General features: G+C 33.3%; 15 protein-coding genes and 1 pseudogene. 3 read left to right on the top strand and 13 right to left on the bottom strand.

Annotated features, from left to right (window positions below; translation table 11 throughout):
* Positions 1-25: 25 nt before the first annotated feature.
* Positions 26-1075: an AraC family transcriptional regulator gene (locus IUY40_RS17490; protein WP_195738152.1), complete on the top strand. Its 1050-nt coding sequence runs from the start codon at positions 26-28 to the stop codon at positions 1073-1075.
* Positions 1076-1192: 117 nt separating this feature from the next.
* On the opposite strand, the gene IUY40_RS17495 is transcribed toward IUY40_RS17490, so the two are convergent.
* Entirely contained in the window at positions 1193-1663 is a 471-nt protein-coding gene (locus IUY40_RS17495; protein ID WP_195738153.1) for an Mpo1-like protein, read from the bottom strand.
* Positions 1664-2100: 437 nt separating this feature from the next.
* On the opposite strand from IUY40_RS17495, the gene IUY40_RS17500 reads away from it, so the two are divergent.
* Positions 2101-2709, top strand: a complete 609-nt coding sequence (locus IUY40_RS17500; RefSeq protein ID WP_195738154.1) for a YkgJ family cysteine cluster protein — start codon at positions 2101-2103, stop codon at positions 2707-2709.
* 106 nt (positions 2710-2815) lie between these two features.
* On the opposite strand, the gene IUY40_RS17505 is transcribed toward IUY40_RS17500, so the two are convergent.
* The 12 genes from IUY40_RS17505 to IUY40_RS17560 all read right to left on the bottom strand — a co-directional run bounded on the left by IUY40_RS17505 (position 2816) and on the right by IUY40_RS17560 (position 23953).
* Positions 2816-3820, bottom strand: a complete 1005-nt coding sequence (locus IUY40_RS17505) for a N(4)-(beta-N-acetylglucosaminyl)-L-asparaginase (protein ID WP_195738155.1) — start codon at positions 3818-3820, stop codon at positions 2816-2818.
* 176 nt (positions 3821-3996) lie between these two features.
* Positions 3997-4161: a twin-arginine translocation signal domain-containing protein gene (locus tag IUY40_RS17510; protein WP_195738156.1), complete on the bottom strand. Its 165-nt coding sequence runs from the start codon at positions 4159-4161 to the stop codon at positions 3997-3999.
* Between the two features lie 176 nt (positions 4162-4337).
* Positions 4338-5240: an ROK family protein gene (locus tag IUY40_RS17515; protein WP_195738157.1), complete on the bottom strand. Its 903-nt coding sequence runs from the start codon at positions 5238-5240 to the stop codon at positions 4338-4340.
* 131 nt (positions 5241-5371) lie between these two features.
* Positions 5372-6832, bottom strand: a complete 1461-nt coding sequence (locus IUY40_RS17520) for a glycoside hydrolase family 125 protein (RefSeq protein ID WP_195738158.1) — start codon at positions 6830-6832, stop codon at positions 5372-5374.
* Between the two features lie 4 nt (positions 6833-6836).
* The gene (locus IUY40_RS17525) at positions 6837-9122 is read right to left on the bottom strand and encodes a GH92 family glycosyl hydrolase (protein WP_195738159.1); all 2286 of its coding nucleotides are present in this window, start codon (positions 9120-9122) and stop codon (positions 6837-6839) included.
* A 202-nt stretch (positions 9123-9324) separates the two neighbouring features.
* Positions 9325-11589 (bottom strand): GH92 family glycosyl hydrolase, encoded by a 2265-nt coding sequence (locus IUY40_RS17530; RefSeq protein WP_195738160.1) that lies wholly within the window; start codon positions 11587-11589, stop codon positions 9325-9327.
* A 221-nt stretch (positions 11590-11810) separates the two neighbouring features.
* Positions 11811-13799: a glycoside hydrolase family 2 protein gene (locus IUY40_RS17535; RefSeq protein WP_229335638.1), complete on the bottom strand. Its 1989-nt coding sequence runs from the start codon at positions 13797-13799 to the stop codon at positions 11811-11813.
* A 483-nt stretch (positions 13800-14282) separates the two neighbouring features.
* Positions 14283-15797, bottom strand: coding sequence for a SusD/RagB family nutrient-binding outer membrane lipoprotein (locus IUY40_RS17540; protein WP_195738161.1), 1515 nt, complete (start codon positions 15795-15797; stop codon positions 14283-14285).
* Positions 15798-15813: 16 nt separating this feature from the next.
* On the bottom strand, positions 15814-18903 hold the full coding sequence (locus IUY40_RS17545; RefSeq protein ID WP_195738162.1) for a SusC/RagA family TonB-linked outer membrane protein: 3090 nt from the start codon (positions 18901-18903) through the stop codon (positions 15814-15816).
* A gap of 299 nt (positions 18904-19202) precedes the next feature.
* A complete protein-coding gene (locus IUY40_RS17550) occupies positions 19203-20213 on the bottom strand; it encodes a LacI family DNA-binding transcriptional regulator (RefSeq protein ID WP_195738163.1) in 1011 nt (336 codons plus the stop codon).
* 356 nt (positions 20214-20569) lie between these two features.
* A complete protein-coding gene (locus IUY40_RS17555) occupies positions 20570-21535 on the bottom strand; it encodes a type I phosphomannose isomerase catalytic subunit (RefSeq protein ID WP_195738164.1) in 966 nt (321 codons plus the stop codon).
* A 315-nt stretch (positions 21536-21850) separates the two neighbouring features.
* The gene (locus IUY40_RS17560) at positions 21851-23953 is read right to left on the bottom strand and encodes a glycoside hydrolase family 97 protein (protein ID WP_195738165.1); all 2103 of its coding nucleotides are present in this window, start codon (positions 23951-23953) and stop codon (positions 21851-21853) included.
* 372 nt (positions 23954-24325) lie between these two features.
* On the opposite strand from IUY40_RS17560, the pseudogene IUY40_RS17565 reads away from it, so the two are divergent.
* Positions 24326-24631: pseudogene (locus IUY40_RS17565) on the top strand (hypothetical protein); the annotation flags it as partial.

The raw sequence follows: 24631 nt of genomic DNA on the forward strand, positions 1-24631 counted from the left end.
GCGCTACATTAAAGTAAGATTTTCCATGCAACTTAAAACTACAATAAAAGATATAGACTATACACTCTGTGATAAGGTATTTTTTGGAGAAGATGCCCAATCTTATGAACTTATCGAAGAAATCAATACCTATAGTGACCTTGAATATGGTACTATAAAAGACAGTCATACTTTAGCCGGATCTTTTTTTATAAATTGCATTGAAGTAGATTTACTTAAGCCTATAAAAGTTGAATATTATACAGATGAGCCTGTCATACAAATGTTCTTTTTTATGAAAGGTTGTTCCAATCTGATGCATCATCAAATACATTATTTACCAGCAGGTATAAAACTGGCGAAACTTCCAGCTACCTCAACAGTACTACAATATTTATCGATATTAATTTCTCAGGACAACTACACAAAGCTTGTAGATTCATTAGATTTAAATTTCGAATTTATTTCGACCTGTTCCAATGAAAATCCTGCAAAACAAATAAAACATACCGAAATCATGTCAACAGAAATTCTGGCTACAGTAAGAGATATCGTTTCTTGCGAAAGAACAGGACATTTTCGTAGAATCTATATGGAGACAAAAGTTACAGAATTATTGTTGCTACAAGTAGAACAGTTAATCCAAACTCAAAATACATCTATTAACATTCCAAAAATTGATATAGAAAGAATGTACCATGCCCGAGAATTGGTAATGCAAAACATAATTACTCCTTGCTCTCTAATTGATCTTGCTCGTAAGGTGGGTACTAACGAATTTAAGCTAAAAAAACACTTTAAAGAACTATTTGGCACAACCGTTTTTGGGTACTTAAATGAACTAAAAATGAACGAAGCCAAACAAAAATTATTAAAAGATGAACTCAATATATATCAAATAGCCGAATCATTAGGATATAAAACTCCAAATCATTTTAGTACAGCATTCCGTAAATATTTTGGTTATCCACCTAGTCAAATTAAGAATCATGTTAATCAACTAGCTTCAGGTCTAACAAAAGCGAAAGAAATAGGAATTAGTCTGCTTTGTCCTTTTATAACAGAAATATCCGTTCTGGATTTACTACTAATATAAATTCATCTACTTACGCTTTTTTATTAACAGCAGCTTTCTCATCATTTGGCTATTTGTTACCCATCTAGCACACAAAAACAAGAGTAATAAACCTTTACTTTACAGAAAATTAGCGCTTTATATTTTTTTATTAGAAAATAAATTCTCTACTACCCAAGCTGGTCCAATCATTAAAAATTGAAGGTCTTTTAAGAAAGAAGGTTTTTTGCCTTCAATATTATGTCCGTAAAATTGTCCAACCCATGCAATAACAAAAATACCAATCGAGAAAATCCATAACGGAAAAAATTGTCCAATGTAATAATTCACTACCAAACAAATCGCCGATAAAATCGCAATCTTAAAAGCCATTGTAACCGACAATCGAATATAAAAAACAAGTACAAAAAGCAATACCACAGTAGCCCAATTTTCGATTATTGGAGCATTCAGTTTTAAAGTATTGGCAATAAAACCACTCGGAATACTCATTAACAACCCCACAATCGAAAAGTAAATGGCTGGTACACATATATAATGTATTGCTTTATTTATAGGGTTCTGATGACTTACTGCATATTCTTCAAACCATTGCTCTAACGTTCTCATATTACAGGATTTACAGATACGTAAATCTAATAAATTTTATGGAAGATTCAAGATTTTTTTTTAAGGAAAGGTACTGAGATTTTGAAGAAAGGAACAAAGCTTCAAAGGTAGTTTAGTTTGCAGATAAAAATGATTGTGATATTATTCTAAAATTTATCTTTTTCTCATAATTCTCATTCCAACGCAGAAGGAATCTCATCGAGAAATTCCATAAATGATGTCGTGCTACTTGATGAAATTCTTCACTAGCGCTCAGAAAAAAAAGTTTAAGGAAACTCTTTAACTCTAAACTATCCTATGTATTCCTTATTCCGTAATGTTTTATCCAAAACCCAAGCCTTTGAACCTCTACTTCTTAGACCCTTAAAAAACTAATCACAAAAAAAGCAAAGTATAGCATGAGCAATTTCAATTAAACTACCTTTCACAAAAAAAAAATGGCATTAGAACATAAAGTTCGGCTCGTTGAAGCATTGTTTGACCGCCTTGAGATTGAAATTGCTGCTTTTAAATCGGAGACTCATCTATTTTGCAACGCTGGTTGTGGTAAATGCTGCTCAAACCCAAGTATAGATGCTTCTCCTTTAGAATTCTTACCTTGGGCATTTCATTTGTTCTTGAATGGCAAAGCCGAAGAAACCTTAGCACAACTAAATAATTCTACTAGTAATTATTGTCATTTATACCACCCTCTCTCTACTTTAGAACATCACAAAGGGAAATGTAGCAATTACCGCTATCGCGGATTAATATGCCGTCTTTTTGGTTATGCTGCAAACACTGATAAATACGGAAAACTACGATTAGCAACCTGCAGAATCATAAAAGAAGAGCAACAGCAAAACTTTCAAACTGCCGAAGAATTAATCAATAAAGGAAAAAACGTACCTATTTTTACCGATTATTATATGCGCCTAGCACAAATTGACCTTAAAATGGGAATTAAATTACTTCCTATAAACGAAGCGCTAAAAATGGCTATTGAAGAAGTTTTGCATTATTATGCCTACAGACCATTTCCGGGTGGATTAGAAAATATTGCCTAATTCTGACTCCGATTAATTCATATTAACTAAACATAAAAAAATGCGCAAAAGTTAGAGACATTTGCGCATTACAAAATAATTAACTCTTAATCAGCTAACTACTATTTTACTTCAAAAAATAATCGGCATCGATTAATTTATTTCCTGTATCATCGTAAACTGCATAGTTAAAACCTCCTTGAATACAATAAGAGCCATATTCCCCTGCTTTATTCAAGGCGATGAATCCTACCTGAATATCTTTTAAATCTTTGTTTCTGTTCTTGGTTAGTTTTACAATTCTTGCTACTGCTTCTTCACAGGCTTTTTGAGGAGATTTTCCTTGTCGCATTAACTCTACAACAAGATGGCAACCCGAAATTCGAATTACTTCTTCTCCATGTCCTGTAGCTGTTGCAGCCCCTATTTCGTTATCAACATATAAACCTGCTCCTATAATTGGAGAATCTCCAACGCGTCCATGCATTTTAAAAGCCATTCCGCTTGTCGTACACGCGCCCGAGAGATTTCCATTGGCATCCAGAGCAATCATTCCAATAGTATCGTGATTCTCGATATTCGCAATTGGTTTGTACTTGCTGTCTTTCAGCCATTCTTTCCATTCTTTTTCCGATTCTTCTGTTAGCAGATTTTCTTTTTTAAAACCTTGCTCCAATGCAAATTGCAAAGCGCCATCACCAACTAACATTACATGAGGCGTTTTTTCCATTACGGCTCTTGCTACCGAAATAGGATGTTTTATATATTCTAAACAAGCAACTGAACCAATATTGGCATTTTCATCCATGATACAAGCATCCAGCGTTACCCTACCGTCTCTGTCTGGGCGTCCGCCGTAACCTACACTTCGCTCTTTAGGGTCGCCTTCTGGGATTTTTACTCCAGCTTCGACAGCATCTAGAGCACTACCTTTTCTTTTTAAAACTTCCCAAGCAGCTTCATTTGCAGGAATTCCAAACTTCCATGTAGAAAGTACAATTGGCTTCTTTCCTTTCTTAGATATCAAAACTTTTTCTTCTTCTTTCGAATCTGAATTAAAAGATTGCAATGCTACGGCAACTGAAGCTATTGCAGCTGTTTTTATAAAATTTCTACGATTTGAATTTGTCATATTAAATATTTTTAAACCATATAAGTTATATAAGATCATTTAAGTGGGCTGTTTATAGCAACTCAAAATTAAATCATATAAGTAATATTTAGAACATTTATAGCTACTAAAAAATTAAAACCAAGTTATCAGAAATTCTTTTACATGAACTTATATAACTTATATGGTTTAACGAATTAAGCTGTATAAAGCATACTTGTAGCACCTAATAATGCTGCTTTTTCATTATCTGTAGAAATAGAAACATCGACTTTACTTCCTGCTTTTTTTATTTTTTTAATGACGGCAACTGAAGCTATTGCAGCTGTTTTTATAAAATTTCTACGATTTGAATTTGTCATATTAAATATTTTTAAACCATATAAGTTATATAAGATCATTTAAGTGGGCTGTTTATAGCAACTCAAAATTAAATCATATAAGTAATATTTAGAACATTTATAGCTACTAAAAAATTAAAACCAAGTTATCAGAAATTCTTTTACATGAACTTATATAACTTATATGGTTTAACGAATTAAGCTGTATAAAGCATACTTGTAGCACCTAATAATGCTGCTTTTTCATTATCTGTAGAAATAGAAACATCGACTTTACTTCCTGCTTCTTTTATTTTTTTAATGAAAGTAGGCAAGAAAAACTCACTTGCATTTGCAATCTTTCCTCCTATAATAAAACTATCGGCAGAGAAATTCCCTAACCACGGAAAAACAATTGTAGCCAAATCTTCTCCCATTTGTTCAAATACTTCTATTGCCAATTTATCTCCAGTTTTTGCCAGATTAAAAAGTTCTAGACCATTGTTTATTTCTTTTCCGCTTAAAGCGAAATAACCAGCTATAAGTCCTCGTGCCGAAACATAATCTTCAGCTATTCCATCTTTATACGGAAGATCATATATTTCACCATCATTTGGAACTAAATTCCCTGTACTTATCGATTTTCCTTTATCTATAAAACAAGCTCCTAATCCAGTACCAAGCGTAATAGCCATAACTTTTTTAGAAAGATTATCAGCATCTTTAAAAACTTCTCCTTTACCAAAACAAACAGCATCATTCTCAAAAAGAATTGGAAAATTACTTGAAAGATTCAATTTATCTTTAAATAAATCTCTAACATTTAATCCGTAAAAATGCTCATACTTAGATTGTCCTTTTATCCAGCAAACTCCATTCGTATAATCAAATGGTCCTGGCATACACACTGCTAATCCTATTGTTTTTTCTATTTTAGAATTTTCGATAGAAGTACGAATTACTTTTTCCCAAATAGTCATCACTTCTTCCACTGGTATATTTGAATCAAAAGATTCTTTATGCAATGAAAAATCAATCACTTTCATGTCTGTTATATTTATAACCGCTGCGGTAATATGTGTGCCTCCAATGTCTAATCCAACGGCATATTCTTTATTCATTCTTATTTTTTTTGGAATTGAACCATTAATCAATTAACTGAATCTAACTTTTGTTTTCAATTCATTCCTAACCCGTTTTAAAAACTTATTAGGATACTTAATCTCTTAATGGTAAATATATTTTTAGTTTTTTAAATGTTTTTGTCTTTTAAAATTTGTGGATAATGAATACTTGTGTGCACTATCATTTCTCCAAATAATGTATTTGCCCAAGCAAACCATTTTCGGGTGAACTTGGTAACATCATCTTTATGAAATGACTCATGCATAAATCCTGTATCGGCATTTGTTTTTATCAAATTACTAATGCAATGTTTTATTTCATTTTCGTCGACACTAGTTATAGCTCTTAATACAATACTCATAGGCCAAATGGTATCTGTTCCTGTGTGTGGACCTCCAACACCTTCTCCTGCTTTTCCTTTGTAGAAAAAAGGATTATTTTCTGAAAGTACTACTTTACGGGTATTCAGATAAAGTGGACTATCTGGTTCAATAGCTCCTAAATACGGTAATGATAATAAGGAAGGAACATTGGCATCATCCATCATATGGAAACTTCCGTAACCGTTTACTTCAAAAGCAATAATTTTTCCGAATTTTGGATGTTCTATGATCCCGTTTTCTTCTAATCCTTTCTGAACTTGCCCTTGTAATTCTTTGGCTTTAGCAACTAAATCATTATCTTTTAATGCTGGTAAAGAGAAGATTTCCTGAAGATATCCAAGTACTTCGATAGCAAACATATTACTCGGAATTAAATATCCAAATAATGTACTATCGTCACTCGGTCTAAAAGTCGAAACAATTAATCCGCATGGCTTTACAGGATATCCGTAACCGCTTAATGGTACTCCATCTGTAGCCCAAGCTGTTACTCTCTGGAAATTATATGGTCCTTTATCTGTCCAGCGTTGTTGTTCTTTGAACGTTTGCAATACCAAAAGCATAGCTTCTTTCCACTTACTGTCAAACAGACTTGTGTCTCCGGTTTCTTTCCAATATCCGTGTGCCAATCGTATCGGGTAACACAAACTATCAATCTCCCATTTGCGCTCGTGAATACCCGGCTGCATTTTGGTCATGTCATTTTTCCATTCGCTTACCTGATTAAAATCTTTGTAAAAAGCATTCGCATAAGGATCTAATAAAATACATTTCGTTTGGCGGTTGATTACACCTTTTACCAATTCGGCTAATTTTTTATCTTCTTTTACAAACGGAATATAAGGCCATATTTGTGCTGTGCTATCACGTAACCACATCGCATCAATATCTCCTGTAATTACATATGTATCTGGTTTTCCGTCGATGATTTCAAAATCAACAGTTGTATCTAGTGTATTTGGGAAACAGTTCTCAAACAACCAAGCCAATTCTGGGTTTGCTATTTGTTTTTTGATTCTTACAATAGCTGCTTCAATAGCTTTACTTGTGAATTTTCTTTCGGCTAATGGTGGTCTTTTGGTAATAAAATCTTTTAGTGCAAAATTAAAAGCATCTGATTGCATTCCGAAAGCGTCTGTTTGGAGCGCCAATAATCCTGCTGAAAAAATCCCTGTGTTTTTTATAAATTTTCTACGTGATTGCATAGTATTATTTTGAGGTTGAATAAGAATATGGATAGGCACTTGCTGAAGTCCCTCTTTGTAAATTAGGTTTGCTGGTCATGTCAAAATTTAACTCACCACCTTTTAATACGTCAAAATGGTTAATAAAATTTTTGGTATGCGTTGCATTATTCCATTTTAAATCCTGAACATATTTATTGGTTTCAGAATTATTTGGTGCATTTATAATAAATTGCTTTCCGTTTTCTAACTGTAATGTTACTTTTTTGAATAATGGCGCTCCCAGAACATATTCGTCTGTTCCTGGACAAACGGGATAGAATCCCATTGCAGAGAAAACATACCAAGCCGAAGTTTGTCCGTTATCCTCATCTCCGCAATATCCATCCGGAGTTGGTTTGTACAAACGATCCATTACTTCTCTGGACCAATATTGCGTTTTCCAAGGTTCGCCTGCATAATTATACAAATAAATCATGTGTTGGATAGGCTGATTTCCGTGTGCATATTGTCCCATATTCATGATTTGCATTTCACGGATTTCATGAATAACAGCTCCGTAATAACTATCATCAAAAACTGGTGGAGTTGTAAAAACAGCATCTAATTTGGCTGTAAATTTTTTCTCGCCACCCATTAAATCAATCAAACCATTTACGTCATGAAAAACACTCCAGCTATAATGCCAAGCATTTCCTTCGGTAAATGCATCTCCCCATTTAAATGGATTAAATTTTTTAGGAAAACTTCCGTCTTTATTTCTACCGCTCATCAATCCGATTTCTGGATTATAAAGATTCTTGTAATTCATCATTCGTTTTTCGAATAAACTGATTTCATTTTTAGGACGGTTTAAGGCTTTCGCCAATTTCCAAATTGTAAAATCATCATATGCATATTCTAGTGTTCTAGCTGCATTTTCATTAATCTTAACATCATAAGGAACATATCCTAAGGTGTTATAATATTCTACTCCTCTTCTTCCTACTGCATCCATTGGCCCTTCATTATTGGCTCCATGTAATAAGGCTTCATATAATTTATTAATATCATATCCTCGCAATCCTTTTATGTAAGCATCAGACACTACTGATGCCGAATTGTTACCAACCATTACATTTCTAAACCCCGGACTTGACCATTCTGGCAAAAATCCGCCTTCTTTATAATCGTTAATTAATCCTTCCTGCATTTCTTTGTTTATAGAAGGGTAAACTAAATTAAGTAATGGATATAAAGCACGGAATGTGTCCCAAAATCCTGTTCCTGCAAACATATAACCCGGCAATACTTTGCCATTATAAGGGCTGTAATGCATAATTTCTCCCTTAGCATCTATTTCATATTGTTTTTGTGGAAAACAAACGGTACGATACAAACAGGAATAAAATGTTTTAAGTTGTTCTTCGCTTCCTCCTTCTACAGTTAATTTCCCTAAAATTTTGTTCCATTCTTGTTTTGATTCGGCTACTGTTTTATCAAAAGTTGCTTTTCCTAACTCGCTATTCAAATTCAGCTCTGCTTGTTCTATGCTGATAAATGATGAGGCTACTTTTACATTTACTTTCTCTCCTTTTTTAGTTTTAAAACCAACTATTGCACCTACATGATTGTCTTTTAATTCTAGTTTGTTTTTTTCTAAAACCTTGCCATGCCAAGTATAATTTGTTGCAAATGGTTTATCAAATTGTAATACAAAATAGTTTTTAAAATTCTCCGGAACTCCGCCACTATTGCGAGTTGTGTAGCCAATAATTTTATTTTCTGACGGAATTATTTTAATATAAGATCCTTTATCAAATGCATCAATTACAATAGAAGATTGTTCGTTTTCAGGAAAAGTAATCTGAAAATGTGCCGCTCTTTCGGTTGCTGTAATTTCGGTTGTAACATCGTAGTCGGCAAGATAAACGCTGTAATAATAGGGTTTCGAAACCTCAGCTTTATGGCTGAACCAGCTTCCTCTTTCGTCTTCTGCAAAAGCTAATTTTCCTGTTACTGGCATGATCGAAAACTGTCCGTAATCGTTCATCCAAGGTGATGGCTGATGCGTTTGTTTGAATCCTCTAATCTTTTCTGCGGTATAAACATACGCCCATCCGTCGCCCATTTTTCCTGTTTGCGGCGTCCAGAAATTCATTCCCCATGGTCGGCAAATTGCAGGATAGGTATTTCCGTTTGAAAGACTGTGTAACGATTGTGTTCCCATTAACGGGTTAACATATTCTACAGGATCTAACGTTTTAATTTGTGCATTTACAAAAATGCAGCAATGTAATATCCCTAAAAAAATTAAACTTTTTATTTTCATAATTATATGCTTTACGCTTTAAGCTGTAGGCTATAAGCTTTAAACTGTGAGTATATACTCTAAACTTTGTGTTAATATATGCCCAAAACAATCCCAAAACTTGTCATTTCAAATGGCAAAATTGCGCAGACCAACTTTAAACTTGAGTTTTTATCAACGTTCCTACTTCTTAAATCTAAAATCTCTTCTCTAAAATCTAAAATTAAAGTGGCCTATCTTCTTTCTTCACTCCAAAAGTTGTCGATGGTTTGCTTCCCATAAACAATTTTAACTCTCCTCCTTTTACAATCATATCATGCGTGATATATGATTTTCTATAAGGTTTTCCGTTGTACTCTGCTTTTTGGATATAGATATTTGTTTTGCTATTATTTATTGCATTCAATGTAAATGAAATTCCTTCTTTATGATGAATTGTCGCTGTATTTACTATTGGACTTCCTAAAACATAAATTCCGTTTGCGGGATTAACTGAATAGAATCCCATTGCTGAGAATACATACCAAGCCGACATTTGTCCTAAATCTTCATTTCCGCATAAACCGTCTGGTTTTGTAGAGTAGAATTTATCATCTATTTCACGAATAAGTTTTGCAGTTTTCCAAGGTTGTCCTGCGTATGCATATAAATATGGAATATGGTGATTTGGCTCATTTCCTTGTGCATATTGACCAATTAATCCACTAATATCTGGTGAAATTTCTTCGCCTTCGACTTTATCTGTTATCAGGAACAATGAATCTAACTTGGCAAGAAATTTATCTTCGCTTCCGAATAATTCAATTAGTCCGTAAGGATCCTGAGGAACTAACCAAGTGTATTGCCATGCATTTCCCTCTACATAATCGTCTTTACGATGTGCTGATGAAAGCGGATTAAATGGTGTTCTCCAATTTCCATCGGTTAATTTTCCTCGCATGAATGTTGTTTCTTTATCGAAATAAAGCTTGTACAAATTAGCTCTTTTAGTGAAATAATTATAATCATCTGTTTTACCCAATGATTTTGCCATTAGTGCAATACAATAATCATCTATAGCATATTCTAAAGCATTCCCAACAGATTCTAACAATTTATCCGCAGGAATATATTCTAATTTCTGAACATAATCCATTCCCTCGCGTGTTTGCATAGCTGTTTTTTTGATGGCTTCATAAGCTAATGCCACATCGTAATCTCTATAACCTTTCATATAGGCATCTACAATAACTGCAATCGAGTGATTCCCGTTCATGGTATTGGTTTCATTCCCCATTAAATGCCAAACAGGTAATCTTCCTTGTTGCTCGTAGATTGCCAAAAATGATTTAACAATATCATTAATTTTATCTGGATGTGTAATCGTGTATAAAGGATGCAAAGCACGGTAGGTATCCCAAAGAGAAAAGGTAGTATAATTGGTGAAATTTGCTTTTTCGTATACTTTTTTATCTGTCCCTCTATAATCTCCGTTTACATCATTAAAGATTGATGGTGCAAACATGGTATGATACATGGCAGTATAAAAAACTTTTGTTGTTTTATCATCTGCTTTTATCTGAATCTTATTTAATTCTTTGTTCCATTTTGAAGTTGCTTCTTTTGCTACAGCATTAAAATCCCAACCTGGAATCTCAGCTTTGATATTCGCGGAAGCGTTCTCATAACTTACTGGGGATATTCCAACTTTTACTAAAACTTGTTTATTTTTTAAAGTTGTAAAATCCAAAACGGCCTTCATTTTTAATCCTTCGCCTTCGTTTCCTGAAACAGAAGTTTTATCGTCATAAAGTGCCATATTTGAAATTGGCTCAGAAAATTCCATTGTAAAAAATATACGTTGATCAGCAGCCCAACCTGTAGAATATCTATATCCTGCAAGGGTTGTTTCGTTTATCTTTTTTATAAATGTTTTTACTGGTTTGTCCCAACCAATTCCGTCTGCAAGATCTAGTAAAACGTGATTATCTGTAGCGGCATTAAATGTATATTTATGAAAACCTACTCTTTCACTTGCTGTTAACTCTGCTTTAATTTTGTATTTATCCAATAAAACACTGTAATATCCAGCTTTGCTTACTTCGTTTTTATGAGAGAAATAAGATCCATAACCAGTTACCATATCTTCTTTTGTTCCTTTGGTAAGTGGCACTTTTCCTGATACTGGCAATAACAGAATGTCATTTAAATCCCCAATTCCAGTTCCGCTTAAATGTGTGTGTGTGAATCCTAAAATGGTATTACTGGCATAATTGTATCCGCTGCACCAATCCCAACCTTCAAAAACATTTACTGGTCCTAATTGTACTGCTCCAAAGGGAACATTAGCACCAACAAATACATGTCCGTGTCCTGCAGATCCTATCAGTGGATTTACATATTGGGTGTAATCTATACTAGTTTGTTTTGCTTTCTTTTCCTGTGAAATAACAGGTAAATTAATTAGTATAATTATGGAGAAAACAATGTGTTTATATTTTGTAATCATGTTATTCGTTTTTTATTTTACTTGTGTCATGGCACACGGATGACGCGGATTAAACTGATTTACGCAGATATTTTTTAATCTTTGAACATAAAAAAATTAACCGCACAGTACACAGTCCCGATAGCTATCGGGATACGCAAAGTTCACAAAGTAGACGCACTGCTGTGGACCTCTACGGAAAACCTTTGTCACTTTGCACCTCAGAACCTTAGTACCTTTTTTTAGTACCTCTTTAAAACATCATAAAGAGAATAAACCTTAACCTCTGGTTTTGCAATTTTCCCTTCAAACGTAATTGTTCTTTCTTCTCCTTCTTTTAAGTCGATGTAATTATCGCTCCATTTTCCTGTATATCCTTTTATGGAAACATTTACATATTTGGCAAACTTAGAAGCTTTCAGGGTCAGCTTATTTCCTTGAACTTTCCATGTGATTTTTGGGTCTTCTAGTTTTAAATCTATCGGACGTGTCAAATCAATTTCTGGTTTAATATCATCTCGATAGGCTTCTTTCATAGCATACCAAGCAGCTTTGGGCTGACGATCGTAATAATCGGTTACACTCCAGCTTGCTACTGGCCAGCAATCGTTAAGTTGCCAAACCAATGTTCCCATATTATAAGGTGCTTTAGAACGGTGAATTCCGATAATATTTTTAAGCGAATAATATTGTAAACACTGTGTGAGATACGTATAATCCTCGACATTCATTTTCTTGATTTTAGTCGAATCAATGAAATATCTGCTCAAATAAGAATCTAATTTCATGAATCCTTTTCCTGCTTTTTGATGCGCTTGCAAAATATCTGAATATAAATATCGGTCTTCTGGCAAAGTAAATCTTTCGACTGAAGAATAATTTGGCATTGCCTGCATTCCGTATTCACTCACAAACCGTCCTGTTTTTTTCTGTACGGCTTCTACATCTTCTAGTCCCCACCAAGTTCCCCAATAATGGCTATCTCCTTCGGTAATACTTTTTTCTTTAGACCAATGAAATAATGGTGATGAACTAATATATGGTCTTTTATTATCGACTTCTTTTACCCATTTTGGGATACTATCCTGAAATAAGCGAACGTAATCTTTCCACAATCGTGTTGAATCTTGTTTGGACATATTCATGCTTTTTTGCCAACCCCAGTTTTTAAATGCTTCATCGGCTTCGTTATTTCCGCACCACAATACAATACTCGGATGATGACGCAAACGCTTTACCTGATATTGCACTTCTTTTTTTACATTGTCAAAAAAGGCATCATCTCCCGGCACCATTGTTCCTGCGAACATAAAGTCTTGCCAAACATTAATTCCGTATTTATCACATAAGTCATAAAAATAATCATCTTCATAAACTCCTCCACCCCAAATACGCAACATATTCATATTGGCATCTTTGGCCATCAAAACTACTTTTTCGTATTCTTTCTTGGTCATTCGGGAAAGAAATGCATCTGAAGGAATGTAATTGGCTCCTTTCATATAGACAGGCTTTCCGTCGATTTTAAAATAGAATGATTTACCTAAACTGTCTGGTTGTTGTACTAGCTCTATCTTACGGTTAAGTACATACGGTTTTTCAGGAGTTTTTTCGTCATAAGCTTCTAATCGTGGTGTTTTCCATATTCCGCAAGTAGTAAATTTTGGTCCCCAATCCCATCCAAAATGGTATTGCGCTTTACGCACATAAGCACGAGGATTATCTGGAATTACAAATGGTAAATCTTTCTTAGCTAGTGAGTCTACTACATTTTGTGCCGATTTAAATACGATTACCAAATCATTATTTCCTGATTTGATTATTTTCTTTACATCAACTCTCCATTGTCTGAACATATTATCGGCTTTTAAAACCAATTGATTGTTCAGGTAAACTGTTGCATAAGTATCTAATCCATCAAATACTAGTTCTGCATTTTTTTTGTTAAGCGTTGTTGGCGTAACCTGAAAGGTAGTTTTATACTCCCAATCTTTCTTTTCTATCCATTCCAGCTTTTTTTCGTTGTCCCGATAAAATGGGTCTGGTATTAATTTGTTGTTTAACAAATCGGTATGAATCTCTCCAGGAACAGTTGCTGGATACCACTTTGTGGTTTTTGTTTCCCGATATTGCCAATCTTTTTTTATATCTATATTTTGTGCACGTACTGCAAATGAAAAATTTGCAAGACATATGCCGACAAACCAATAAAAGCTTTTTTTACATTCCATTTTTACTGAGTAATAAAATTATTATTTATGTCTAATTCTTAAAAGTTTTTTTGCAAATAGCAAAAGATAATTTAGCCGTTGGCAGTGGGAGAAGGATAATTGCCCTCCACAATTAATTCCTTCTCTCTTTAGGTTTTATATCTTAGAATAAGAGTAACTAACAAAAATATCTAGACATTATTTTCCCTTTTTACGGCTGCCAAACTTTAATTAATTTTAGTCCCGACGCTTCGGGAGTGACTTTAGATTTTAGATTGCTTAAAAAAATCAATCATTCATTTTAAGTTATATTGAAAGTAATTCCATCTTTTTCAGCAAAAAGTATTTTACTGATTGCGAAAAAAAAGGTACTAAAAAACAATGTATTAACCTCTTTATAATAAATGTTTTTTTTTTATATAAAAATCAAAATAGAAACTTAAAAATAAGCCGGGAGGGTATATCCTACCCGACTTATTCTAACTAATCAACCAAATTAATTATTTATTTATCCCACCAAATTCTAGTTGTCATTAAATCTAACCCTTGACGTTGTATTGCTTCTTTGTAGTTTGCTCCATTTGTAATTAACTCCGATTGATCGTATATTAATCTTCTTGGAATTGTACCATCTGTTTCTCCCAGAGGATCATTAACTGGTACTAAAACAGGATATCCGGTTCTTCTCCATTCTGAGAAAGCTTCGAAACCATTAAATAGTAAAACAATCCATTTTTGAGTTATAATTTGCTCTATTTTCTCTGCTTCTGTTCCAGTAGCTTTAAATGGGTGAGCTGTGATATAATCATTATACTCTGCAATGGTAACTGCTGGTACTTTGTCTCCAAAAATAGATAGACCAAACATTGCTCCTTTTACTCCATCTTCGTAATGCTGTTGAGCTGTTCCTGATACGTTCCAACCTTTTGCAGCAGCTTCTGCCAATAAAAATTCTACTTCGGCATAAGTCATGATTAATGTAGGCGCATCTAAACGCAATACAGTAGAAGTATTAGGATCTGAAAACAGTTTTTTATCTCCACCCGGGAATTCTTTTGCATCATTTGCAAGCCCTTGCTGATGAGATGGGTTATTATCTCCTGAGCCTTCTAACTTAGCATAAATTCTTAATCGTGGATCATTTGTATTTTTTAATAAATCTATAAAAGTTTTACTGTATTTAATATCTGTATTACCTCCCTTTAAATCATTCATAACCCAAGAAGATGTAATCGGATTTGTTTTAACCCCTTGTGGACTTGGATCATGTTTTAATACCGCACTATCGTTATTAGAATTAAAAACACCTTTAGTAGCAGCTTTCTCTACAAACTCCTTCGACTTTGCAGGATCTATTTTAGACAAACGCATGGCTACTCTCAACATCAATGAGTTGGCAAATTTTTTCCATTTTGTTACATCGCTTTGGTAAAATAAATCAGCATTACCTACAAAAGGTTTATTCACATCTAATGCAGTACCAGCCTCGTCTAATTCTTTTAATAAATCATTATAAATGGCTTGTTGTGTATCGTATTTAGGAGCATAAACATTTCCATTATATCCTTTACCTGCTTCAAAATATGGAATTTCTCCGTAAGTATCTGTCAATTTTTGAAACATAAATACTTTCATGATTCTACATGCCTGAATCATATTCGAGTTTTCTGGAGTATCTGGTAAAACGGATAACAACTGGAAAATTTGATTCAATCCTTTACCATACGATTCTCCAAACAAAGAACCTGAATACTCTGATGAGTAGGTATATTTTGAACCTGGTCCTCCTAATGAAGCAAAGTGTTGCACTATTTGAGCAGCATATCCATTATTTCCTCTTGTATTCGAATAATCTTGTCCATCGATATAAATCTCAGCAAGCGTAAACATCGATTTTGGCGCTGGATCTATCAAAGCATTTGGATTCTTGTTTAAATCCTCGAATCCTTCATCGCATGCTGTCAATACCATTGCGCCAACTATTGCGATACAAAATATTTTTATATATTTATTTTTCATCTTACAATTTTTATTATTAAAATTTGACATTAAGAGTTAGTCCATAATTTCTAGTCAAAGGCATAGATGCTCTCTCAAGCCCTTGAGCATTGCTATTAGTAAAGTTTGACTCTGGGTCAATATTAGGTGTTACACTATAAATTGTCCATAAATTATGAGCAGAAAATGCCAAACTAACAGATTGAAATGGCGAATGTGCAAGATATGCTTTCGGTAAGTTATAGCTCAACGAAATGGCTCTTAGCTTAACAAAATCAGAACTATAAACAAAATTTGATGTTACATCAGCATAACTTCTCCAATAATCAAATGCTGAAACTTGTTTATTTACAGGATTTCCATTAGGATCAGTACCTGTTACAGCAATTCCTCCTTCACGACCTTCAAGTGTCTTATCTGATAATCCATAACGCGTTCCTAACTGATTTGTAGCTGAATAAATGTCTCCTCCAAATTTAGCATCAACAAAAACTGAAAGTGTTAGATTTTTATATGTAAAATCATTAGAAAGTCCCATTGATGTAGGAGCTACACCTTGACCTGCAACGATTAAATCTCCTCTCAAGAATTTACCGTCTGCTCCAATCACGATATTTCCATCTTTATCTCTTAAATAGTCGTATGCTTTGATTACTCCAAATGGTTGTCCTTTTTCTAAAACTACTGATGCTCTTGAGTCTCTGTTACCTTCTAATGTTTTGGTTGTTATCTTATCCGATAAATTAACTACTTCACTGTGGTTGTAAGCAAAGTTATAACCAACACTCCAACTGAAGTTCTCCGTTTTTATCGCTTTTACATTGATTGCAAACTCAACTCCTTTGTTAACAATTTCTCCTACATTAATTTTTGTAGTTCTATATCCAGAAGATTGTGAAATATCTGCATCGGTAATATCATTTGTTGTTCTCTTTTCGTAAAAAGTCAAATCTGTACTCACTCTGTTATTGAAGAATGTATTTTCGAAACCAAACTCGATTGTACTTACGTTATATGGTTTCAAATATTTATTTGGAACTGTTTCTCCGTTAACTCCCAAAATTGGTTGACCTTGCGCATCTGTTTGACCGTCTGGTCCAATATAAGTAAGTGCAAGTGCATACGCATCTGGCAAAGCTCCTCCTACGTTACCCCAACCTGCTCTAATCTTACCATATGAAATCCACTCTGGTAAACTGAATAACTCAGAATAAACAAAACTTGTACTAACAGATGGATAAAAAGTACTATTATTTGAAGGATCTAAAGTAGAAAACCAATCTTGACGACCTGTTACATTTAAATATAATAAATTTTTGTATCCTAAATCAGCAGAATAAAAAAGAGAATTTACTTCGCTTTCTGCATATAACTTCTCTGTTTTCTCAGGTGTAGTATTTCCATAAAAATATTTAAACGGAACAATAAAGTTTTTTCCTTTCATTTTATTGGCACTAAACCTATTATGCTGACGATTTGCCCCAACAAATGCATCTAATGAAAAATCTTTACCTATATCGCCTTTATATCCTAAATAACCAGATGCATTAACCTCAGAACGGCTTTCAATTCTGTTTTCATAAGATCCTCCTGGCTGGTAGTTAATTCCTGTAGGTTCAATTTCTGTATATTCATAATTAATATCATCGATACCAATTACTGCCTTAGCATAAACATTTTTTGTGATATTATAATTTACTTTAGCTGAACCAATAAAACGCTTTCTAAGATCTTCATTTAATGTTTCTTGTGTAGCAAAGTAAGGATTTGTTTGATAATTATTTGTTCCAAAATAATCTGCTTCACCACCATCTTCATCATAACCATTACTTAACCATCTTATGTCTGCCCCTGGATTCAAAAATGTTGTAGAATAAGATGCATTTCTAGGAGAATCATTCAAATAAGGTCTATTATGGCTTTTCTCAGAGATATATTGTGCATTAGTCTCAATACTTATCTTTTCATTTACAACTGAGTTCAAATTTAAAGCAAAGTTATTTCTTCTAAAATTTGTTCCTGGCAAGATTGCCTCATCTTTTGTATTTCCAAATGATAATCTGAAATTTGTATTCTCATTTCCTCCAGACACTGCCAAAGTGTTACTAAAAGAATATCCAGTTCTATAAAAATTGCCCACATTATCTTTACCATAAGCTTGATAAGGTCTGGTTATTCCATCAAGAGAAAGTGAAGGTGTTCCGTCATATTTATCTCCCCAAGCTAAAACATAACTATCTCTAAGTTGTTGTAAAGTCGTAAATCTTGTAGGAACTCCATCTACTGGCTGGCCACTACCATATTGGTCTTGCCATCTTAAAAGATTTACTGGTGTATTAAATGTAGAATTTGTACTAAAATCAACTCCTAATCCTTTTCCACCTTTACCTTTTTTAGTTGTAATCAAAATAACCCCATTTGAACCTCTATATCCATAAAGTGCCGATGCAGCACTCCCTTTTAATACAGACATAGATGCAATATCATCTGGATTAAACGAAGACATACCGTCTCCTTTATCTGCTCCACCCCATATAATTACATTCCCCTGTTGGCTATTATCAATAGGAATACCATCTACAACATACAAAGGCTGGTTAGATCCTGATGCCGAAGTGGCTCCACGAATTACTACACGACTAGAGCCTGATGGTCCTGTAACTGGTGCAGAAACATTTACCCCAGCTATTTTCCCCTGAAGTGCATTTCCTAGGTTAATTTCTTTGGTTTTTGTTAAATCATCTCCTTTGAGTTCTCCAACTGCATATCCTAAGCTTTTCTTTTGTTTTTTTACTCCAAATGAAGTAATCACAACATCTTTTAATTCTTCTACGCTAGATAGTAATAAGATATTAATAGTGTTTTCTTTCTCTCCTACTTCTATATAGCGTGTAACATAACCAATAGAAGATACTGTTAGACTAACCTTTCCTACTGGAATAGTCATTGCAAAGCGTCCTTCAGAGTCCGTTATAGAACTAATTGATTTTCCTTTTACCTTAATGGTGGCAGAAACAATTCCTTTGTTATCTGCATCTGCTACTACGCCAGTTAGTGATCGGTTTTGCGCCACAGCTCCTAAACTGCTTAACATTACCATCGCTAACACTGCTAAAATTTGTTTCATAAGCGTTTGTTTTTGGTTTATTTGTTTTGATTTGTGTTTGTGTTTGACTTGTTTGTTTTTAAAATATTAATAAAAAATATAAACTCAATTTAATTATTTCATCCATAGTCTCTAAACCATAAATATCATTGATTAGCAACTATTTAACACTTCTGTTATTTTGCTAAATCGATATAGTGAACTGGTCAAAAAAATTTAACAATTCCTCTTTTTTGATAAATTAAAACCTACTAAAACGATTTAGTAAAAAGAGTAAAAAAAACCAAAGTTCCCTTTCTTCTTTTTTTAAGGGCATCTTATTATACCGATTCTCTTATTATTAAATTTCCTTTTTTACGTATTCCTTCAATAACAAAAGGTTTAATTCCTGTCATTTGATCCATTAATAATTTTATTGCATTTTCAGCTATTTCTTTAATTGGCTGTGCAATAACTGATATGGTTGGAGTATGTAATCGAAAACTATCATGATCATCAAAACTTATAACCGAAACATCTTCTGGAATCCTAAACTTCATTCTTCTAAAAGCCTGAAGACCTGCTAATCCCATGTAATTCGCTAAAAACAACACGGCATCTATTTGTGGATTCTTTGTAAAAAAACTAAATATATCGGCAATTTTACTTTCCTCGCTGCTATTGTAATCCATATGAAGAACTAGGGAATCATTATAAATGCCTTCTTCTTTTAAAGCATCTCTATATCCCTCTTCTCTAAGCTTCATCTGGATCATTCCAGAATTAGTATTAACAACAGCAATATTTTTTCTTCCTTTATTTAATAGATATTTAGTTGCGGAATGGGAACCTTCATAATTATCCATAACTACATGGCTCACTTTTTGGTTAGGAAAATATCTATCTATTAATACTACTGGTTTTTGCAATTTTAAAAGTAGGTCTATACTTTTTTCCAACTTTTCAGTTGGTGTAATTATAAAGCCATCTACATTTGCCTGCAAGAGACTATGTATTAACTCTTCAGAACGTTCATCATCTCCACCTGTACTACAATAAAAAACTCTATAATCAATACTTTTAGCTTCATCTTCTATAACTCTGGCAAGATCTGCAAAGAACTGATTCGAAATATCTTCAACAATAAGTCCGATAGATCTGGTCTTTCCTGTTCTAAGACTTGTTGCAATCATGCTAGGTCGATAATTAAGTTTTTCGGCAACTTCTTGCACTTTCTTAATTACTGCAGGACTAATTCCCATTTTTTCGCCTTTATCATTAATGACAAAAGATACTGTAGATATAGACACTTGCGCCTCTGTGGCAATATCCTTAATAGTAATCTTTTTCATTTAGCAGGTTAATTTTTTAATAAGCTATTATTAATTATATCACAAATATATATAAAAATAATTACTAAAACGATTTTGTAATTATTTTTTTAAACATATCGCTATTTTATGCATAATTATTAGTGTTTTCATCAGTTATCATAAGTCTTTACCGATTAATTAGCATTCAGTGTTCAGTTTCAGTTTTAGTGTTCAGTGATAGTCTCAGAACCTTTGTCTCTTTGAACCTTTCTTCAACTCCTAAACCAATCTTTGTCGAGTTTCTAGTGGAGATTCAGGATGACAATATTGTGGTGCTATTGTGTGAATTTTAATCAACGCCTGACATTTCACAATCAACAATTAATAATTGACAATTAAATCGTTACCTCCAAAATAGATGCTTCTCCATTTAATACATAAACAGTCATGGCAGCAGGAATTAAAACAGTATCACCTTTTTTATATTGATAGGTTATATTCTCATATCTAATTTCAAAAGCTCCATCGATGCACATATAGACTGTAAAAGTATCACCTTTTTTACTTACTTTAATCTCTCCGTTTAGCGGAATAAAATTGGTTGTAAAACAAGTACAATCCACAACTACATTAGACTCATTTACAGTCTTTTCGTATTTCTTATACGTATCAACTGTATTATAATTGATAGCATCTAAAGCTAAATCAACATGCAATTCTCTTTTATTTCCCTGAGCATCTACTCTATCAAAATCATATAAACGATACGTAATATCCGATGTTTGCTGTATCTCTGCAACAACCAATCCTGCACCAATTGCGTGAACCGTTCCTGTTTCAAGAAAAAACACATCACCAGCTTTGACTTTGACATCATCCAAAATAGAAACTAATGTATTGTTATTTAAATTCTCCAGATATTCTTCTTTACTAGAATCTTCTTTAAATCCTACAATAATCCTTGCATCGGCATCAGCTTGCATTACATACCACATTTCGGTTTTACCAAATGAATTATGACGTTCTTTTGCCAACTGATCATTAGGATGTACTTGTATCGATAAATCTTCGCGAGCATCTAGATATTTAAAAAGCAATGGAAATTGTTTCCCGAATCGGTTATAAACAGACGTTCCTAAAATTTCGTTTGGCTGTTCATCTATTAATTCTGTTAATGATTTCCCTTTTAATTCGCCATTGGCAACAATACTAATATCTCCTTCTACTGTAGATAATTCCCAACTTTCTCCCGTAATTTTAGAAACGATGGGTTTATTAAGAACAGTTTTTAGTTTTTCGCCTCCCCAGATTCTTTCTTTTAAGATCGGTTCAAATTGTAAAGGATAAATTTTTATGCTCATTTTTTATGTTTTTTAAATTATTGTTTTTTTGGGATTGCCTAAAAGGGAACGCGGATGACGCGGATTCGCTATCGCGAAAACACGGATAAGCACGGATTTTAAAACAATACTTTGTTTTGTCTCTAGCTTAAATCTGCTCAATCTGCTTGATCTGCGAGAGAAAAGTTTAGCCACAGATTAAAATGATTTTATTTTCTCGCAGATCAAACAGATTAAGCAGATTTTTTAATCAATTCATAAAATAAAAAATCCGTTTTTATCAGCGTCTTTCCTTTAGGAAATCCGTATCATCCGCGTACCATTCATAAACAGTGTTTATTTTATAGAAATAGCTACACCACCGCTTGCAGCTAATTTTTGTTTTAATTTAGTTTTACTATTTACGGTTACTTTACGAATGTTATACGATTGTGGATTGGTTTTATAATCTGCTGTTTTTCCGTCTTCGTAAATCGTTGCTGTGTATGATTTTCCTGCAGGCAAGAAACTAAAATCAATCATAGCAGTACGTGGCTTTTCATCAGTAATTCCGCCTATAAACCATTCTTTCTTTCCTTTGGTTTTTCTTGCAATGGTGATATAATCTCCTGGTTCAGCTTCAAGAATATAAGTTTCGTCCCAATCTAGGGCAACATCTTTTATAAACTGAAATGCATCTTTAAAACGCATATAATTTTCTGGTAAGTCAGCAGCCATCTGTAACGGACTGTACATGGTAACATACAATGCCAATTGCTTTACAAGTGTTGTACTTAGTTTATTCTTTTTAGAACCATAAACCGATAAATCTCCTTGAAAAATACCAGGTGTATAATCCATTGGGCCTCCCATTAGGCGAGTAAAAGGCAAGATTGTAGTGTGATCAGGGTGAATTCCTTCCATCGCTTCAAACTCTGTTCCTCGTGCTGATTCTTGTGCAAACCAGTTTGGATAGGTACGATGTAATCCTGTAGGTCGAACTGCTTCATGTGAGTTTACCATTATTTTATGCTTTGCAGCTTCTTTTGCAACATACGTATAATGATTGACCATTTGTTGTCCGTCATGGTGTTCTCCTCTTGGAATAATTGAACCAACATATCCTGTTTTAACCGCATTATAATTATTAGCAACCATGAAATTTAATGCGTCATTTAATTGTCGTTCATATTCGGCAGTCGAAGATGTAGTTTCATGATGCATGACAATTTTCACATTCTTTTTACTCGCATATTCACTTAAATCTTTTACATCAAAATCTGGATATGCTTTGGTAAAACTATAAATGCGTTCTTTCTTAAAAGCAGTATTATCTTCCCAGCCTTCATTCCAACCTTCAACCAAAACGGCATCGAAACCATTTGCAGAAGCAAAATCTATATATTCTTTTACATGTTTGGTATTCGCTCCATGCGTAATATTAGGTTTTAATTTAGAGAAATCGGTAGAACCAATAACAACATCTTGATTATCCGAATATGCCCAAGTAGATCCTCCTCCTGTAAAATATTCCCACCAAACACCAATATATTTCACTGGTTTAATCCAAGAAGTATCTTCAAAACTGCACGGCTCATTAAGATTCAATATCATTTTTGAAGCCAAAATATTTCTCGCATCATCGCTTACAACAATCGTTCGCCAAGGCGTGAAACTTCCTGTTTGAATATATCCTTTGTTGCCTACAGCATCTGGAACAAGATGCGAGCTTAACGAATAGGTTTTATCATCGACATTAAGACACATTGCTGGATAATTTTTTAAAGCTGCTTCATGAATATTGATATAAAGTCCATCGGTAGTCTTTATCATTAAAGGTGTTTGTGTTGCCAAATTCTTAATTGGAGCTTGTGCGGCCAGAGGAACATGTACGGCTTTATACACCAAAGATTGCATTTCTGATATTTTAGAAGTCGTATAACTATATTCGTTTGTATCGTAATCACCCGGAATCCAAAAAAGTTTATGATCTCCTGTCAAATTATACTCTGTTGTTTCTTCCTGAATAATAAAATGACGTAAATTATCTTGAACGGGAAATTCATATCTAAATCCCAAACCATCATTAAACAAACGAAAATAAATTGATATTTTACGCTTACTTTTCTCTTGAACAAGGTCCACTTTCAATTCATTGTACATATTACGTATTTCTTTTTGTTCTCCCAAAACTGGTTTCCAAGTACTGTTTTCTGACTGAAATTTGCTGTCTGCAATCTGAAAATATTTATTAAGTATAATATCAGACTTTATCATAAAGCCTAATTTACTTTCCTTAATCACTTCTTTTTGCTTATAACTTAACGAATAAGTTGGAGTTCCCTCGCTATTTAATTGAAATTCTAAAGTCAAATTCCTGTCGGGAGATTTTAGTACTTGTGCATTTAAAAATGCACATGAAACAACAAAAACAAAGCAGAGAAAAAGTATGTTTTTCATAAATTTTAAAGTAACATTAACAACTAAATCGATTTAGTAAAAATAACAAAAAAAGTTATACTTTATATAATTTTATAAATAGTATTATTAAACAAGGTAAGCAAGCCTAATTTAATATCTAATAAAGACAAAAAACATGAGACTCTTTGAGTAAAATAAGCTTTTATTTTATAAAAAAATCATGATTTATAAAATAAAGGAACTAAATAATTAAATATTCGCAATTCGTGCTTATAAATTCATTAATGCAGGTCTTAATTGTACATTTGCCGATTAAAAATAAACACTTAATCTAATAATCATTTTTTATATTGAAAGGTATTAATTATTTTAATACCAAATAATTCATGTAAAATCAATTCTAAACGATTTATGAAATTCTCAATTACATATTTATTATTATCATTACTTATATCACAATTCAGTATTGCACAAAATACAGGTATAAATACAACAACACCAAAAGCAACATTGGATGTTAATGGAGATATAATCATAAGAGATGTTCCGCTGCTAGGTCATAATGGAGATGATTCATTTTTTGAAATTGGTCTTGATAATGAAAACCGAGTTGTAACAAAAAACAAAGAGGTTAAATCCTTTAGCCGTTATTTAGGTTTTGCCCCTATGGCTCCTTCCCACACAGTAAATATACCTATACTATTAGAGAAAAATTAC

This window comes from Flavobacterium sp. ALJ2 (genome assembly GCF_015594725.1).
In the GTDB taxonomy this organism is placed as follows: Bacteria; Bacteroidota; Bacteroidia; order Flavobacteriales; family Flavobacteriaceae; genus Flavobacterium.